9 protein-coding genes are annotated in these 17,074 nt (G+C 71.3%); 6 read left to right on the top strand and 3 right to left on the bottom strand.

Annotation, left to right across the window (positions count from 1 at the left end; all coding sequences use genetic code 11):
* From I3V78_RS24530 to I3V78_RS24515, 4 genes are all read left to right on the top strand, one after another.
* Positions 1-5,541 (top strand): DNA repair ATPase, encoded by a 5,541-nt coding sequence (locus I3V78_RS24530; protein WP_204490867.1) that lies wholly within the window; start codon positions 1-3, stop codon positions 5,539-5,541.
* A gap of 144 nt (positions 5,542-5,685) precedes the next feature.
* Entirely contained in the window at positions 5,686-6,450 is a 765-nt protein-coding gene (locus I3V78_RS24525) for a YoaK family protein (RefSeq protein ID WP_204490866.1), read from the top strand.
* A gap of 34 nt (positions 6,451-6,484) precedes the next feature.
* Positions 6,485-7,621 (top strand): fatty acid desaturase family protein, encoded by a 1,137-nt coding sequence (locus tag I3V78_RS24520; protein ID WP_204490865.1) that lies wholly within the window; start codon positions 6,485-6,487, stop codon positions 7,619-7,621.
* Between the two features lie 14 nt (positions 7,622-7,635).
* A complete protein-coding gene (locus tag I3V78_RS24515; RefSeq protein ID WP_204490864.1) occupies positions 7,636-7,875 on the top strand; it encodes an Lrp/AsnC ligand binding domain-containing protein in 240 nt (79 codons plus the stop codon).
* Positions 7,876-7,951: 76 nt separating this feature from the next.
* Here the strand turns inward: I3V78_RS24515 and I3V78_RS24510 are convergent, their stop codons facing one another.
* Positions 7,952-10,237 carry a SulP family inorganic anion transporter gene (locus I3V78_RS24510; protein WP_239576572.1) on the bottom strand — a complete coding sequence of 762 codons (2,286 nt, stop codon included), beginning with the start codon at positions 10,235-10,237 and terminating at the stop codon, positions 7,952-7,954.
* Positions 10,238-10,422: 185 nt separating this feature from the next.
* On the bottom strand, positions 10,423-10,776 hold the full coding sequence (locus I3V78_RS24505; protein ID WP_204490862.1) for a hypothetical protein: 354 nt from the start codon (positions 10,774-10,776) through the stop codon (positions 10,423-10,425).
* Positions 10,777-11,009: 233 nt separating this feature from the next.
* On the opposite strand from I3V78_RS24505, the gene I3V78_RS24500 reads away from it, so the two are divergent.
* Entirely contained in the window at positions 11,010-13,202 is a 2,193-nt protein-coding gene (locus tag I3V78_RS24500) for a PhnD/SsuA/transferrin family substrate-binding protein (RefSeq protein WP_204490861.1), read from the top strand.
* 22 nt (positions 13,203-13,224) lie between these two features.
* Here I3V78_RS24500 and I3V78_RS24495 read toward each other — a convergent pair whose 3' ends face one another.
* Entirely contained in the window at positions 13,225-13,845 is a 621-nt protein-coding gene (locus I3V78_RS24495) for a TIGR02265 family protein (RefSeq protein WP_204490860.1), read from the bottom strand.
* A 148-nt stretch (positions 13,846-13,993) separates the two neighbouring features.
* Here I3V78_RS24495 and I3V78_RS24490 point away from each other — a divergent pair, with 148 nt between their 5' ends.
* Positions 13,994-17,074: a carboxypeptidase regulatory-like domain-containing protein gene (locus I3V78_RS24490; protein ID WP_204490859.1), complete on the top strand. Its 3,081-nt coding sequence runs from the start codon at positions 13,994-13,996 to the stop codon at positions 17,072-17,074.

Raw genomic sequence — 17,074 nt, 5'->3', positions numbered from 1 at the left:
ATGGCAACTGAAAGCCCCACCCCCGCTGGCGAGACCACGCTCGAGGGCGGCAGCTACGAGGTCATCCGCGCGCGCCTGCTCACCCAGGCCGAGGCGCTCGCCACCCAGGCCCAGGATCTCAACGAGCGGCGCAAGAAGCTCTTTGGCGGCAGCGAGGCGGCCGTCATCGGCAACGAGCGCGTGCGCACGGAGAACAACTGCGTCGCGCGCGACATCGTCGGCCTGGGGCGCTACCTGCTCTTTGGCTACAACGTCTTCATCGGGCTCAAGAAGGAGACGCGCGTCTCGGACGTGTTCTCCCTGCACAAGTTCGAGAAGACGGCCGAGGGCGGCTTCGACTTCTCCGAGGTGCCGGCCACCGAGGCGGGCGGCTTCCTCACGGACGCGCGCTTCGTCAAGGACTTCGGCGAGCTGTACAAGTACTACAAGGACGCGAAGCTCGTGCAGCTTCGCCGCAACGAGTCGCGGCTCCTGGCCGTCTTCCAGACGGGTCAGTCCGAGCGCGACATCAAGGTCTTCCGCTTCGCCCTGGACACCGAGGGCAACGCCACCTACCTGGACAACCAGGGCGAGCGCGACCACGTCTTCCCCCCGTCCCACGACTTCGAGTGGACGGTGGCCACGCGCGAGGACTACGTGCTCGGCCAGCACCCCCACGTGAACATCCTGGATCAGGTGTTCGTGGAGACGGTGAAGGGCGACCTCACCGTGAAGGTGGAGGACAACACGGCGGACGGGCAGGGCATCTACCGCGAGCCCGTGGATGATCCGGATCAGTCGCTGGACGACGCCGAGTACGCCTACGCGAAGATCGGCGGCCTCATCCTGCTGCGCGTGCTGCCCTTCCGCGAGCAGAAGCACCGCTACCTCGTCTTCAACACCCGCACGCAGCACGTGGCGCGCATCGATGCCATCGGCAACGCGTGCGTGCGCCTGCCCGAGGATCAGGGCATCGTCTTCCCCGGCGGCTACTACCTGCAGACGGGCGACTTCAAGCTCTTCGACGGTATTGGCCCGGGCCTGCGCTTCAAGCGCGTCATCCGCTCGCCCAACGGCGAGGACGTGCTCTACGTCTTCTTCCGCGCGGACGAGGGCTGCTACGTCCTCTTCCCGTACAATTTGGTGCGCAAGGAGGTGCAGAACCCCTTGCAGGGCCACGGCTTCAGCCTCTTCGGGGACGGGCGCCTGGTCATCTTCCGCTCCACGTCCAACGAGCCCACGCGCATCCACCCCATGCAGGTGTGGCAGACGCCCTTCGTCTCGGCGGAGCACGCCGCGAAGATGCCGCCCGCGCCGGGCTACCTGGGCAAGGTGGGCAACGCGGAGCTCGTGCGCGGCATCTCGGACGCGCTGACGCTCGTGCGCCTGGCGCGCACGGACAAGCCCTCGCGCCGCACCTACGAGGACCTGGCCGGCTCCGGCACGCGCATGCTCGACGCCTTCTACTGGCTCGGGCACGAGGAGACGCGGCTGTCCGCGGGCATCGAGCAGCTGCGGCGCACCTCCGAACTCATCATCGACGAGTTCGAGAAGGTGCTCGCCCTGCGCAAGCGCGCCCAGGACTCCCTCGCCAACGCGGTGACCGCCCAGGAGCAGGTGCTCCTGCGCGTGCGGCCCGAGGAGCTGCAGAGCGCCGAGGGCTTCATGCATGCCCTGTCCGACCTGCGCAAGCAGCGCGGCCAGCTCATCACCCTCAAGGAGGTGCGCTACATCGACACGGCGCGCCTGGGGCAGATGGAGCAACAGGTCGTCGACGAGACGGACCGGGTGAGCGCCGACGCCGTGGGCTTCCTCCAGCGCGACGAGGCGCTCAAGCCCCTGGCCACCCGGCTCGAGGAGCTGTTGCAGAAGCTCGAGCCCATCCAGACGACGATGGAGCTCGCGCCGCTCGCCGAGGACGTGGAGCAGGTGGGCAAGGGCCTGGAGGTGCTCAGCGAGACGGTGGGCGGCCTGCAGGTGGGCGACCCGCTGGCGCGCGCGCGCATCCTCGAGGGCATCTCCGAGCTGTTCAGCCGCCTCAACCGGGTGCGCGCGGGCCTCATCGCGCGGCGCAAGGAGCTGGTGGGCCGCGAGAAGCGCGCCGAGTTCGGCGCCCAGTTCAAGCTGCTCGGCCAGGCGGTGGAGAGCGCGCTGAGCGTGGCGGACTCCCCGGAGAAGTGCGACGAGGGGCTCTCGCGCCTCACCGTGCAGCTCGAGGAGATGGAGGGCCGCTTCGGCGAGTTCGACGAGTTCCTCGGCCAGCTCACCCAGAAGCGCGAGGAGCTGCTGGAGGCGTTCGGCCAGAAGAAGCAGGCGCTCGTGGACGAGCGGCAGCGCCGCGCGCAGAACCTCTTCGGCGCCGCCGAGCGCATCCTCACCGGCGTCAACCGCCGCGCCAAGTCCTTCAAGGCCGAGGACGAGCTCCACTCGTACTTCGCCTCGGACTCCATGGTGCTCAAGCTGCGGCAGCTCGCCCAGCAGCTCCTGGACGTGCAGGACAGCGTGCGCGCGGACGAGGTGCTCAGCCGCGTGAAGACGGCGCGCCAGGACGCCCTGCGCGCGCTGCGCGACCGCAATGATCTGTACGAGGAGGGCTCGGGCGCTCCCGTCATCAAGTTCGGCAAGCACCGCTTCAACGTCAACACCCAGTCGTTGGACCTGACGCTGGTGCCGCGCGAGGGCGCGCTCTACCTGCAGCTCACGGGCACCGACTACGCCCAGAAGCTGGAGGACCCCGCGCTGGAGCAGTTCCGCCCGCTCTGGGATCAGCACCTCGTCTCCGAGACGCCCGAGGTGTACCGCGCCGAGTACCTCGCCGCGCAGGTGCTCCTGGACGCGGAGGAGGGCAAGGGCGGGGTGACGCTCGCGGCGCTGCGCCAGGCGGAGCACGAGCCCAATGGCCTGCTCGAGAAGGTGCGCGCCCACGCGGCGGACCGCTACGACGAGGGCTACGAGCGCGGCATCCACGACGCGGACGCGGTGGCCATTCTCGGGCGACTGCTCGCCATGCACACCGGCGCGGGACTCCTGCGCTTCGCGCCCACGCCGCGCGCCTGGGCGGCCCTGTACTGGGCGCTGGGCGGTGAGGCCGAGGAGAAGGTGCTCCTGCACCGCCGTGCCCGGAGCCTGCACCGCCTGCGCGGCGCGTTCGGGGAGACGGCGGAGCTGACGGTGCTCGGCGAGGAGGCCGGCACGCGCATCGGCGCGTACCTGGAGGGCGTGGGCGTGCGGGTGGGCCCCGCGGAGGCGCGACTCGCCGGGCGCTACCTCGTGGAGGAGCTGGGCGTGGAGCGTCCGCGCTTCACCACCAGCGGTGAGGCGGTGGCGCTCAAGGACGCGCTCATCGCCCAGTTGGATCGCACCAACACGCGCTCGGCCTTCGAGGACGACCTGCGCGGCCTGGAGAAGAACCTGCCCGAGCGGCTGCGGGTGGTGCGCGCCTGGGTGGACGCGTTCCTCGCGCGGCGCGAGGGCGGTCCGGGCGCGGCGGCCCACGTGGCGGTGGAGGCCGCGGTGGTGCTGCTCACCGAGCGCAAGCTGGACCGCGAGGTGGCCGGCGCGCTCACGTCCGCCGAGGTGCCGGGCATGCTGGGCCAGCACCCGCGCATCCACGACCGGGTGCTGCCCTTGCGCCTGGACGAGTTCCTCACCCGCCTGAGCGACTTCCGTCAGGTGCGCGTGCCCGCCTACCACGCCTACCGGGGGCTCTTGCGCGACCTGCTCGAGAAGGAGCGCCGCCGCCTGCGCCTGGAGGAGTTCACCCCCAAGGTGCTCACGTCCTTCGTGCGCAACCGGCTCATCGACGAGGTGTACCTGCCCCTCATCGGCGCCAACCTCGCCAAGCAGCTCGGCTCGGCGGGGGAGAACAAGCGCACGGATCGCATGGGCATGCTCCTGCTCATGTCGCCGCCGGGCTACGGCAAGACGACCCTCATGGAGTACGTGGCCAGCCGCCTGGGGCTCACCTTCGTCAAGGTGAACGGCCCGGCGCTCGGCCACTCCGTCACGTCCCTGGATCCCGCCGAGGCCCCCAACGCCACGGCCCGCCAGGAGGTGGAGCGCATCAACCTGTCCTTCGAGATGGGCAACAACGTGATGCTCTACCTCGACGACATCCAGCACACGGATCCGGAGCTGCTCCAGAAGTTCATCTCCCTGTGCGACGGCCAGCGCCGCGTCGAGGGCGTGTGGAACGGCAAGACGCGCACGTACGACCTGCGCGGCAAGAAGTTCTGCGTGGTGATGGCGGGCAACCCCTATACGGAGACGGGCGAGCGCTTCCGGATTCCGGACATGCTCGCCAACCGCGCGGACACCTACAACCTGGGTGACATCCTCGACGGCAAGGAGCACCTCTTCGCGCTGAGCTACATCGAGAACGCGCTCACCTCCAACTCCGTGCTGGCGCCGCTCGCCACGCGCGAGCCGGCGGACATCCACAAGCTCATCCGCATGGCCCAGGGCGAGGAGATCCCCTCGGGCGAGCTGTCCTACGGCTACGCCGCCGCCGAGCTGCAGGAGATCGTCGCCGTGTTCCAGCGGCTCTTCCGCGTCCAGGACGTGCTGCTCAAGGTGAACCTGCAGTACATCGCCTCGGCGGCCCAGGACGAGCGCTTCCGCACCGAGCCGCCCTTCAAGCTGCAGGGCAGCTACCGCAACATGGGCAAGGTGACCGAGAAGGTCGTCGCCGCCATGACGAACGACGAGCTGGAGCGGCTGCTCGACGATCACTACCAAGGCGAGTCGCAGACGCTCACCACCGCGGCCGAGCAGAACCTGCTCAAGCTGCAGGAGATGCGCGGCCGACTCTCGCCCACCCAGGCGGCGCGCTGGGAGGAGATCAAGCAGGGCTTCGCGCGCGTCAAGCGCATGGGCGGCAAGGAGGACGATCCGGTGGCGCGCGTCACCGGACAGCTCGGCGCCATCGAGGAGCAGCTCGGCGCGGTGCGCGACGCGGTGGTGCGCGCGGCCGAGACGGCGCGCGCGCCCACGGGGCCCGGCCCGCTGGCGGAGGTGACGCCGCGGCTGGAGTCCCTGCGCGAGGCGCTCTTGGAAGTGGCCCGCCGCGAGGCGCCCGCGCCCGTGGTCCAGGTGCCCGCCGCGCCGGACCTCTCGCCCTACCTGCAGCACCTGGCCAAGGTGCTCCGGGCCCTCGCCGAGCGCTCCGTGACGCCCGCTCCGACGGCCGTGGACCTGGGCCCGGTGATGGAGCAGCTCACCCAGGCGATGAAGGCCCTGGCCGAGCGGCCCGTCGCCGTGGCGCCCATGGCCGCGCCCCCGCCCGCGGACCTGGGCAAGTACATGGAGCAGATGTCCCAGGCGGTGAAGGTCATGTCCGAGCGGCCTCCCGCGCAGTCGTTGCAGCGTGCAGCCATCTCCGGACCCGCGCCCGCCGAGCTGGGTCGGCAGCTGTCCCTGGTGGAGAACGCCCTGGCCCCGCTGGAGCGTGTGGCCAAGCGCACCCTCCAGGGCGGTGAGGAGAACCTCAAGGCGATGCAGGTGTGGCAGGCGGTGACCGAGGCGCTGGAATTGCTACAGGCGCTGCAGCGGCCCGTGGGCTAGGGCTTCTGTTCGATGCCGGGGACCCCGTGGGGCAGGGGTCCTCGGGGTTGGCTTGCGCCTGGGATTTCTGGGAACATGTTGCCTTCGCGCGCTGTTTCGCGGTGCGCGAACCCACTCCCTCCACTCCAGATCATCCGCCCCCACATGAGCTTCAGTGAAGAGACCACGGCCCGGAATCGTTTCTCCTATTTCACGCTGGCCCTGCTGCTCGCGGGCATCGCGGGAGGCGTGAACGCGATCGCCTTCTTCGCGTTCGGCGTGCGCATCAGCCACATGACGGGCAACGTCTCCTGGTTCGGTGAATCGTTCGCCAGTGGCCGCTTGGACAACGCGCTGGAGGCGGGCTACCTCGTCATCGCGTTCATCCTCGGCGCGTGTGCCTCCGAGGCGCTGCTCGAGACGTCGCGCAAGCGCCGGCGGGGCCAGTACATCCCCGCGCTCGCGCTGGAGATCGCCACGCTCGGCGCGGTGGCCTTCTGGGGCCACACCAACCCCGAGATGCACGAGAACTTCCTGCTGCGCTGCCTGGCCTTCTCCATGGGCCTGCAGAACGCGCTCACCACGCGGGTGTCCGGCGCGGTGGTGCGCCCCACGCACCTGACGGGCGTGCTCACGGACCTGGGCATCCAGGCGGTGCGCGTGCTGGTGTGGCTGCGCGATGGCTTCCGGGACGGGGGCGCCCGGGGCTTGTGGGACCGCCTGGTGGGCCTGCCCCGCGCTCAGCAGTTCGAGCGGGCGCGCCTGCAGATGGGGCTGGCGCTGTCCTTCGTGCTCGGCAGCGTCCTGGGCTCGTTCCTGTTCCTGAGCTTCGGCACCATCGTCCTGCTCTTGCCGTGCCTGGGCCTGCTGATGGTGATCGCGCTCGATATGAGTACCATGGCGAGCCACACCCCCGTTCCCAGCACCTGAGCGCACACGGCGCGGGTGCCCCGAGGTCCCGCGCATGTCCGTTGACGCTCCCGCCTTCGATCCTTCCACCGTGGACCTGGAGGCGTTTCTTCGGGACGTGCGCGCGCTGCGCGCGGAGATCGACGCCACGGTGGGCGAGGAGGATCTCGCCCACCTGCGGAAGATCGAGCGCTGGGGCCGCGCCGCCACGGCGCTGGGCGCGGCCACCTGCTGGCTCGGGCCCAACCCGCTGAGCATGGCGGCGCTGAGCCTCGGCCGCTCCACGCGCTGGCTGCTCATGCACCACGTGGGGCACCGCGGCTATGACCGCGTGCCGGGCGCTCCCGCCGAGCGCACGAGCAAGGGCTTCGCCAAGGGCGCGCGCCGCTTCGTCGACTGGTTCGACTGGATGCTGCCCGAGGCGTGGATGTTCGAGCACAACGTGCTGCACCACTCGCACACGGGCGAGGACGCGGATCCGGACCTGCTCGAGCGCAACGCCGAGGGCTCGCTGCGCCGGGAGGATCTCCCGCTCGCGCTGCGCTACACGCAGCTGGCCCTGCTCGCCATCACCTGGCGCGCCAGCTACTACGCCCCGGAGACGCTCGCCTCGCTGCGGCGCAAGCGCCGGCCGGACGGGCCGCTCACGCGCGAGGAGTGGGCCGAGGTGCTGCGCTCGGGCTACGCGCCCTATGCGCTGTGGCACTTCGTGGGCCTGCCCGCGCTCTTCCTGCCGCTCGGGCCGTGGGCCGCGTTCAGCGCCGCGTGCAACTCACTCGGCGCCGAGGTGCTCACCAACCTGCACACCTTCCTCGTGGTGGGCCCCAACCACACCGGCGAGGACCTGTACCGCTTCGACTCCAAGCCGGAGAACCGGGGCGCGCGCTACCTGCAGCAGGTGCTCGGCACGGCGAACTACCGCACGGGCGGGGACGTCAACGACTACCTGCACCTGTGGCTCAACTACCAGATCGAGCACCACCTCTTCCCGGACCTGTCCATGCGCCAGTACCAGCGGGTGCAGCCCCAGGTGCGGGCGCTGTGCGAGCGCCACGGTCTGCCCTACATCCAGGAGAGCGTGTGGACGCGGGCGCGGAAGATGGTGGACATCGTGGTGGGCAAGACGTCCATGCGCCGACTCACGCGTCGGGAGGACAGTGGCTCGCCGGGTCCGCTTTCCGAGGTGGCGTGATAGGGTGCGCGGCCGTGCACACCATCTTCGTCATGATCAAGTGTGAGCTGGGGCAGACGTACAAGGCCGCGGCGCTGATCGCCGACCAGGTCGACGAGGCCGCCGAGGTCTACTCCACCTCGGGCGGCTACGACCTGCTGGCCAAGTTCCATCTGGAGAAGGCCCAGGACATCGGGCGCTTCGTCACCGAGCGCATCCAGACGCTGCCCGGCATCAAGGACACCTACACCATCACCACGTTCAGCGCCTTCTAGCGCCGGACCCCACACCCGACGGGCCGGGCCTCCGCGTGCGCGGGGCCCGGCCGGTGGGCACTCAGCGGGTGGGAACTCAGACGATGTGCGCGGGCTCGGACGGGGCCCCATGGTCCGGGCCGTGGCCGTTGGCGTCGGACGCGGAGCGGCCCGGGGCCTTGCTGCCGAGCGGATTCCACGTGCGGGTCGTCTCGTTGTACTCGAGCACCTCGGACTCGCCCACGTCGTAGAACCACGCGTGCAGCTTCACTTCGCCCGCCTCGTGCTTGCGGCGCAGCGCGTCGTTGCTGAGCGCGTGGCGCAGCTGCACCAGGGCGTTGTGCTTGGCCAGGTCCTCGGGCGAGGTGTCCGGGGGCAGGCCCTCGAGCGACGCCTTGCCCTCGGCGAGCCAGTCCACCACGCCCGGCACGCCCTCGGGGGGCTTGGCGGCCAGGAGGGCCTTCATCGCGCCGCAGGCCGAGTGCCCGCAGACGATGACGTCCGACACGCCCAGCACCAGCAGCGAGTACTCGATGGCGCTGCTGACCGCGGGCGCCAGGGGCGAGCTGGCGTGGGGCACCAGGTTGCCGATGTTGCGCACGATGAAGAGCTCGCCGGGATCCGTGGAGGTGATGAGGTTGGGGCTGATGCGGCTGTCGCAGCAGGTGATGAGCAGCGTGTGCGGCTTCTGCCCGTGCGCGAGCTGATCGAAGAGCGGCTCGTAGCGCGAGCGGCGGCGCTGACGGAAGCGCTCCACGCCGTGCACCAGGCGGTCGTGCGTGGAGGAGGGGTTGCTGCCCTTGAGCTTCTCCACCACGTCCGACTCGGAGATGGCGAACAGGGGCTCGAGCTGGGCGCCGCGCGGGTGGCGCAGCAGGGCGTTGCGCACCTCGGCGCGCGCGCCCTGGATGACGACCCGGCGGTTGGTCTCCACGAGCGACTCCATGAGCTCCACGAGCAGCCCCGCGCTCGAGGCATCCATCGACGGCACGTCCGACAGGTCGAACACCACGCTGCGCGCGGGATCCAGGCCCGCGGCCTCCGAGCGCAAGGACTCGAGCGTCGCCGAGGACAGGAACGTCAGCGGCCCGCTGAGCAGGAAGCGGTAGGGGCCGGGCGTCTCCATCTGCAAGAGGCCCGTCTGCGAGCGGCCCAGGCGCACCACCGCGATGGCCAGCGCCACGATGATGCCCGTCTGCACGCCCGCCGCGAAGTCCACCAGCACCACCGCCAGGAACGTCACCAGGAAGACGCCCGCCTCCAGGTGGGACGCCTTCCACAGGGTGATGAGATCCTGCGGGTGGAGCATGCGGATGGCCAGCGCGAGCAGCACGCCGGTGAGCGCCGGGATGGGGATGTGGGCGAGCACGGGCGTGAGCAGCACCACCACCGCCAGCACGACCACGGCCTGGATGATGGAGGCGCGCCGGGTATGGGCGCCCGCGCGCACGTTGAGCGCCGAGCGCGCCAGGGCGCCCGTCACCGGGATGCCGCCGAGCAGCGACACCGCCATGTTGCCCAGGCCCAGGCCCACCAGATCCTGATCCGGATCATGCTTCTGGCCCACGCCCAGGTTGGCCACCGCGCTGCCGGACATGATCGACGCGAGCGAGGACAGCGCGAACATGACGAGCACGGTGCTCAAGAGCGAGCCCCAGCCCGAGGTGGGCAGGGTGGGCAGGGTCCACTGGGGAACGGCGTGGGGCAGCACGCCGAGCGTCTGCACCTGGAGGCTCAGCGCCCAGGCCGTGACGGTGGTGAAGGCCACGGCGATGAACGGCGCGGGCAGGCGCGGCAGGACGCGGGGCAGGCCCAGGGTGAGCCCCAGGGTGACGAGCGTGAGGAACACCGTCACGGGCCGCGCCTCGCCGATGAGCTGGCCCAGGTGGGTGAACACGTCGAACACGTGCGACTCGTCCGGCGGCGTCACGCCCAGCGCGCGCGGCAGCTGCCAGATGAAGAGCACGGCGCCGATACCGGCGATGAAGCCCGAGACCACCGGCATGGGCACCGAGCGGATGATCCGACCGAACCCGAGCATGCCGCTGACCACCTGCAGCAGGCCCACGCCCAGGCCGATGACGACCAGGCCCCCCAGACCGTACTGGCTCACGGCCGAGGCGATGAGGACCGCCATGGCGGCCGCGGGACCACTGATGAGCAGGGACGTGCCACCGAACAGGGCGCACACCACGCCCGCGATCATGGCCGACAGCAGGCCCACCTCGGGAGACACCCCCGAGGCCAGGCCGATGGCCAGCGACAGGGGAATGGCGACGGCCGCCACACGCCAGCCCGCTTGGAGGTCCCCCTTGAGGTGACGGGCGGAGAAGAGGGCCTTCCAATGGGGAAGCAGTTCACCCAGGCCGAGGGCCGGGCGCATGGCGGGCGGACGCGACGGGGAGCGCGAAGAAGAATTCAAGAGCATGGGAAAAAGTGGGTGCGAAGTCAGAGCGGAGCCAGTCCTCCCCGCACGCGACGTGCTGGGTGGCTGGCGATTGAACGGTTGGATTCGAGAACGGGCGGCTCACACGACCGGCGCGAAGCAGGGACCCCCGAGGGGTTGCTTCACACCGGTGAGGGTGGATCGTCGTCGTCCAACGCATTGCGCGGCGGCAACAACACGGCGCGCCAATGACTCCGGGCGATGTCCTGGCCCGAGAGGATCGGGGTGGGCAGGGGGCGCACGAGGCGGCGTGCCCGGGGCACGGGGCCCGGCCCTCCGCCCGAGCCCAGGATGGCGCTCAGCCGGGGCCGACCCAGCGAGCCCATGCCGTGCAGCTTCTCTTCTTCCGCCACGCCCCCCAGCCCGTTGTTCGGGCTGCTCGTCAACGCGCGACACGGCTGCCATGCCGCCGACCGCACGACGACGGACGGCTGCTGGACGGCCAGCAGTGCGCAGAGGAAGAGTTGGAAGAACATGACGGGGTGCAAGCGGCTCAAACTAATACGATTCAGCTCACGATGCCATTCCCTCCTGTCCTTCACGAAATGAATTTTTCTCATCGGACATGGAAATAGCCGCTTAACTTGGAAAAGCCAGCAACCAAGCGAGATGCGAAAGCGGTGATGGTAATCCGAGGGGGAGCGAATATCATGGCGCCAGGTCATCGGGCCGGAGCCGGTGCCTTGCACTCGGGGAGTGAGGAGCCCACGTGACCCCGTCGCTCAGACCCATTCGCTTCCTGCTCTACCCCTCGCTCGGTGAGGTCCGCGAACACGTCCGGGTGGAGCTGTTCTGCCGGGTGCTGTCGGAGCGGTTGGGCCGGCCGGTGGTCGCCGAGTTCTCGCCGACCTACGAGGCCGTGGACGCGGCGCTCCAGGGCGGGCAGGTGGACATGGTGTGGGGCACGGCCGAGCAGTGCGATGCCTTCGCGCCGCGGGCGCGCGCGGTGCTGCGCGCGGTGCGCGCCGGCAGTTGCCGCTACCAGGCCGCCCTCGTCTGCCGCGCCGACGCGCCCCTCACCCTGGAGACGCTCCGGGGCCAGCGCGCCGCCTGGGTCGCTCCCCGGTCCACGGGCGGCTACCTGATGCCCGTGCGCTTCCTCGAGGAGCAGGGCCTGTCGCCGGACTCGTACCTGGGCGAGCAGCGCTTCCTGGGGACGTACCGCCGGGCGCTGCACGCGGTGCTCTCCGGCGAGGCGGACTTCACGTCCGTCTACGCCAGCCAGCCCCACGCGCACGCCATCCGCACCGTCATCGCCTACCACATGGGCAAGGACTCCGCGCGCTTCGAGCCCTTCCTCTTCACGCCCCCGGCCCTGGCCGACGGCATCGTCCTCACCCGGCACCTCTCCGAGGTGGACGCGGCGCGCATCCAGCTGCTGCTCACGCGCTTGAACACCGACGGCGCGGGCCTGGAGATGCTCATGGGGCCCTTCAGCGTGGAGGGCTTCGACGGCTCCGCGGACACGCGCTACTCGCCGCCCGTGGCGCGCAGCACCCAGTGCACCGAGTACGTCGTGGCGGAGCTGGACGCGGACGACCACTGCCACCGGCTCTGGTCCCCGTCGGGGCGCGCCTTCGGCCGCCCGCTGGAGGACGTCCCCGGCCAGCCGCTCACGGAGGCGCTGGGCGCCGAGGCCGGCGAGCCCCTGCTGTCCCTGGCGCGCACGGTGCGCCAGGGCGGGGTGGGGGGCCGCCTGGAGTACACCCTGCGCGTGGAGGGCGAGGCGCGCAGCTACGTGGCGGAGATCTCCCCGGGCCCCGCGGACGCCGCCGCCGGGGGCCGGCTGGGCCTGCTCGTGCGGGACGTGTCCGGCATGCGCTCGCTGGAGGAGCCCATGTACCGGCTGGCCTCCTTCCCCTTGCTGCACCCCGAGCCCCTGCTGGAGCTCAGCCCGGAGGGCGCGCTGCGCTACGCCAACGCGGCCTCGCACAAGGCCTTCCCGGAGCTGATGGACGAGGGCTCGCGCCACGCCCTGGTCCAGGCCGCCATGCAGTGGGCCTGGCGCGGCTCGTCCTCGGGCGAGCCCTCGCCCACCGTCTTCCTGGAGGGCCACTACTGGGAGCTCACGGTGGATCAGCTGCGGGATCCCCCGGGCCTGCGGGTGTTCGCCCGGGACGTGACGCTGCGCAAGCAGATGGAGGCGCGGCTCATCCAGGCCGATCGCATGTCGGCGCTCGGCTCGCTCGCGGCGGCCGTGGGCCACGAGATGAACAACCCCCTGGCCTTCATGCTCGCCAACCTCTCCTTCGCGCGCGAGGAGCTGGAGCGGCTCACCCAGTCGCCCCGGCTGCGCGCCGAGGCCGGCCCCGAGCTGGGGGACGTGCTGGAGGCCCTGGCCGAGACGGCCCAGGGCGCCCTGCGCATGAAGCACATCGTGCAGGATCTGCGCACGCTCTCGCGCAAGCCCCCCGAGCACCGCGCGCGGGTGGAGATCCGCCCGGTGCTCGACAACGCGCTCAAGCTGGTGCGCGGCGAGCTGCACCACCGGGCCCGGCTGGAGCGGGACTTCCACGAGGTGCCGCCGGTGGACGCGGACGAGGCGCGGCTCGGCCAGCTCTTCCTCAACGTGCTGCTCAACGCGGTGCAGTCCATGGACGCCGCGCACATCGCGCGCAACGTCCTGCGGGTGGCCGTCTACACGGGCGAGGAGGGCAACGTGGTGGTGGAGGTCCAGGACACCGGGCGCGGCCTGCCTCCCGAGGCGCTCGCGCGGCTCTTCGAGCCCTTCGTCACCACCCACCCCGAGGGCTCGGGCCTGGGGCTGTCGGTGAGCCACGCCATCGTGACGAGCCTGGGGGGCACGCTGCGCGCCGAGAGCCACGAGGGGCGCGGCACGCTGCTCACGCTCAGCCTGCCCGAGGCCGGTGACGTGGAGGTCAGCGCCCGGCGCGCGGGCTGAGGCCGTCCGGGCGCCGCCCGCGCTACTCCCAGGAGAAGGTCACCTCGTTCTCCAACAGGGCCACCTGGCGCCCGCTCACGCGCGCGTTCTCCAGGCCCAGGGCGCGAAAGAGGCCCAGGAGGCCCCCCTCGTGGTTGACGTGGAGCAGGAAGTCGCGCCGGGTGCGCAGCACGCCGTGGCGCGGCCCCATCCACAGCACCGTCAGCTCCCCGAAGCTGGCCGCGGCCCGGTGGGCCACGGCCATGTGGGTGATGAGCTGCCGGGGGCCTTCCTTCATGAGCAGCATGAAGGCCTTGCCCACCACCGAGCCCAGGAAGCCCGGGGCCATGCCCGCGGACATGCGCCGCACGGCCCCCTCGAAGGAGCCATGCCGCTCCGCCAGCATCCATGCCGCCGTGTACTGCATCCGCAGGTAGTCCCGGACGGGGTAGCTGAAGAAGCTCTTGAAGTCCGGCGCCTCGCGCGAGCCGGTCAGCTGCACCAGGGCCTCGGGCCCCAGGTCCAGCCGCACCGCGTCCAGCACGTTGTGGAAGGACAGGCCCCGGACGGTGTCCGCATCCGTCGCCAGGGCCAGCCGCCGCTCGAGCTCCTCGTACGCGCCCAGTGTCCCCGCGTCCCCGTGGGGGATGGCTCCGCCCCTCATTTCGTCACCATGCGCCGGGGCTCCCGTGGAAAGCTCCGGCTCCGGGTCATATCGCGGGTCAGCGCGGATGCGCCCGGCATTCTCGACGCGGGTGACGAGGGGGCGCGACATGCGAGGAAGATGGTCACCCGGGTGGATTCTGGGAGGCGTGGGGCTGCTGCTGGGCGTGGGCTGGCTGTGGCACGCCTGGACGCCCGCCCTGGATCCGGGACCGCTCCCCGAGCTTCTCGCCCCGCGAGAGGAAGCCTCCCGGTTCGAGCGGCTGATGGCGGAGCCCCTGCCCGAGGCACGCGGCGCCCTGGGCATTCAGGGCCGGGTGACGGGGGGGACGGGGGCGGTGGCGGGCGTCCTGGTGAGCGCCTGGCTCGCGAGCCCGCCCGAATGGCGCACCCGGCTCGAGGCCCAACTGTCGCGGCGCGGGCCGCCAGACGGGTTCAACGAGGGGCGGTCGGACTGTGACGACCGTGCCGCCACGGCGGCGCTGCTGGCCGAGCTCACCGAGCGCGGGCGGGTGAGGGCGCGGGCCTTCACCGATGCCCAGGGTGTGTTCCGACTGGAGGGGCTGGAGGAGGGGCGCTACGAGCTCTGGGCCGAGAGCGTCACGTCCCAGTATGCCTTGAGCACCGACGTCCTGGCGGGCACGGACGAGGTCGCGCTGCGCTTGAACTCGGGGCGGACCCTCTCCGGCGCGGTGTTCGACGTGGACACCGGACAGCCGCTCGCGGACGTGAGGGTCATTCAGCTGGGGCCGGGCGCGGGTGGAGTCGTGGAGACCTCGACGGCCAAGGATGGGCGCTTCCGTCTGGGCCCCATGCCCTGGCTCGACACGAGGACCGAGGTGAAGCTGCTCGTCACCAAGGACGGGTGGGAAACGGTGTGGCGGCCCGTCACGGCCCGGGACACGGCGCACGTGCTGGGGCTGGCCCCCTTGCGAACCCTCTCGGGCCGGGTGCTGGAGGAGGGCGGGCCCGTGGCGGGGGTGCCCGTCCAGCTCTCGCGGGACCTCGGCGGATGGGCGGCGCGGGTCACCCAGACGGATGCCCAGGGCTTCTTCCACTTCGATTCCCTGTGCCCCCGCACCTACGTCCTGTCGGCGACGCACGCCGGCCGCTATGCCCGTCAGCACGTGGTCGCGGAGTGGGACGCGCTGGAGCTCGTGCTCGCCCACGCCCTCACGCGGCTGGAGGGGCGCGTCACGGACATGGCGGGCACGTCGCTCGCGGACGCGGAGGTTTCCTTGAGCGACTCCCACACGCCCCCGCTCGTGCGCCTGACGGATGCCCAGGGCCGGTTCGTCTTCGACTCCCTCGTTCCGGGTCCGTATGCCCTTCGCGTCCAGGCGGCCGGACATGCCCCGCTGGACATCCCGGGGCGGCGCATCGGTCCGGGGCCGTCCCAGGAATGGAATGTCGCGTTGCCCGGCCTCCGGGCGCTGGCGGGGGCGGTCGTGGACGAGCGAGGCACGCCCGTGCCAGGCGCTCGGATTCGTGTCCTCGATGCGCCGGACGACGCCTCCACCACGTCCGATGCGCGCGGCGCGTTCGCCCTGGCGTTCGACGCCTCGCTCGACGCTCGCCTCGAGGTGCACCATCCGGACTTCCAGCCCTGGATGGCCTCGGTCGCGGAGACCGAGCGGACCCTCCGCCTGACGTTGAGGCGAGGGGCCTCCCTGGAGGTCCTCGTCATGGACGAGGACGGCCGACCCGCGCGGGGGGCGACGGTCGTGATCGAGCCGTGGCCCCAGCCGCCCCGGACGACGCGCACGAACGCGGACGGACGGGGGGTCTTCCCGGGACTGTCCTCGGGCTCGTTCCTGGTGAAGGCGTCCGCCCCGGACGCGCGGCACCGACAGGTCCGCCAGCAGGTGGACGTCTCGGAACAGCGGGCCCAGCGGCTCTCGCTCCAGTTCCCGGCGGACTGGACACTCAGGGGCCGGGTCGTGAACGACGCGCACGAGCCCCTCCCCGACGTCTGGCTCCAGCTCCGGCGAGAGCAGTCGCCGACCCTCGATCCGCACGGGTACTCCGAGTCACTCGTTTCCGGGGCGGATGGCACGTTCTCCCTGTCCGGACTGGAGCGGGTACGCTGGAGCATCGGGCCGAGCACCCCGGAGTATCGCCTCGCGGTCCAGACCACGCCCGTGGTGTCTCCCGATCAACCCGAGGTCCAGCTCGTCCTGACCCGCGTCCGCCAGGTCCAGGGGCGGGTCGTGGACCCGGCGGGTGCGCCCATCCCCGCGTTCCGCCTCAACGGCAAGGCCATCCACCATCCCGAGGGTCGCTTCTCCCTGTTCCCGCACGCCGGGCGCGTGTTCCACGTCGATGCGGAGGGGTATGCGCGCCGCAACATCGAGGTGAAGGAGGAGCCACCCCAGGACCTGGGGGACGTGGTGTTGACGCCGCTCGACTCACGAACCCTCACGGGGCAGGTGCTCGACGCGAGGACCCAGGCGCCGGTGGCGGATGCGCGGGTGAGCGCCTCCGTGCCGGGCGCGCACCGGAGCGCGGTGACCCACACGCTCGTGGATGGCCGGTTCTCCCTGGAGGTGTCCGGTGACGGGCGCGTGAGCCTCAACGCGTCCCATCCCGATTATGTCTCGGGAGGAACGCGCCTGGAGCGCGGGACGGCTCCGGCCCGACTGCTCCTCGAGCCCGCCGCCCACCTGCGGGGCCGGGTCGAGGTCGCGGGCAAGCGGGTGCTCGCGGGGCGCGTCCACCTGCGCTCGGAGACGGACGGCACGGACAGGAATGTGCCCATCGAGCGGGGCCATTACCACGTGACGCCGCTGCCGCCGGGCCGCTACACCGTCTGGGCGGTGGGCCCGAACGAACAGGGCCGCGTCCCGCTGAGCGAGGTGGCGTCGGTCTCGCTCCCGCCAGGAGCGCGAACCACCCAGGATCTCGTGAGCAGGGGAGACACCGCGGCCCTGGAGGTGACCGGGGTGGAGGGCGGCACCGAGGTCCATCTGGTCCCCGGGGAGCTGGCCCTGCTGAGCCCGAAGCAGGGCCTGTACAGCCGACTGGGAGATGGGTTCATCGGACTCAAGAGCGCGGAGGGCCTGCGACGCTTCGCCCGCGTGCCGGAGGGCCACTACACCCTGGTCGCCGTGAGCCGGAGCGACGCGGGCACCGAGGTCCACCGCGAGCCCGTCGTCATCTCCCGCTCGGGCGAGCAGTCCCTCGTGCTCAGGCCCCAGTGGACCTTCTTCGAGGAAGCGCCCATCCAATAA

It is taken from the genome of Archangium primigenium (assembly GCF_016904885.1).
Classification (GTDB): domain Bacteria; phylum Myxococcota; class Myxococcia; order Myxococcales; family Myxococcaceae; genus Cystobacter; species Cystobacter primigenius.
This window is presented reverse-complemented; position numbering and strand designations above follow the sequence as displayed.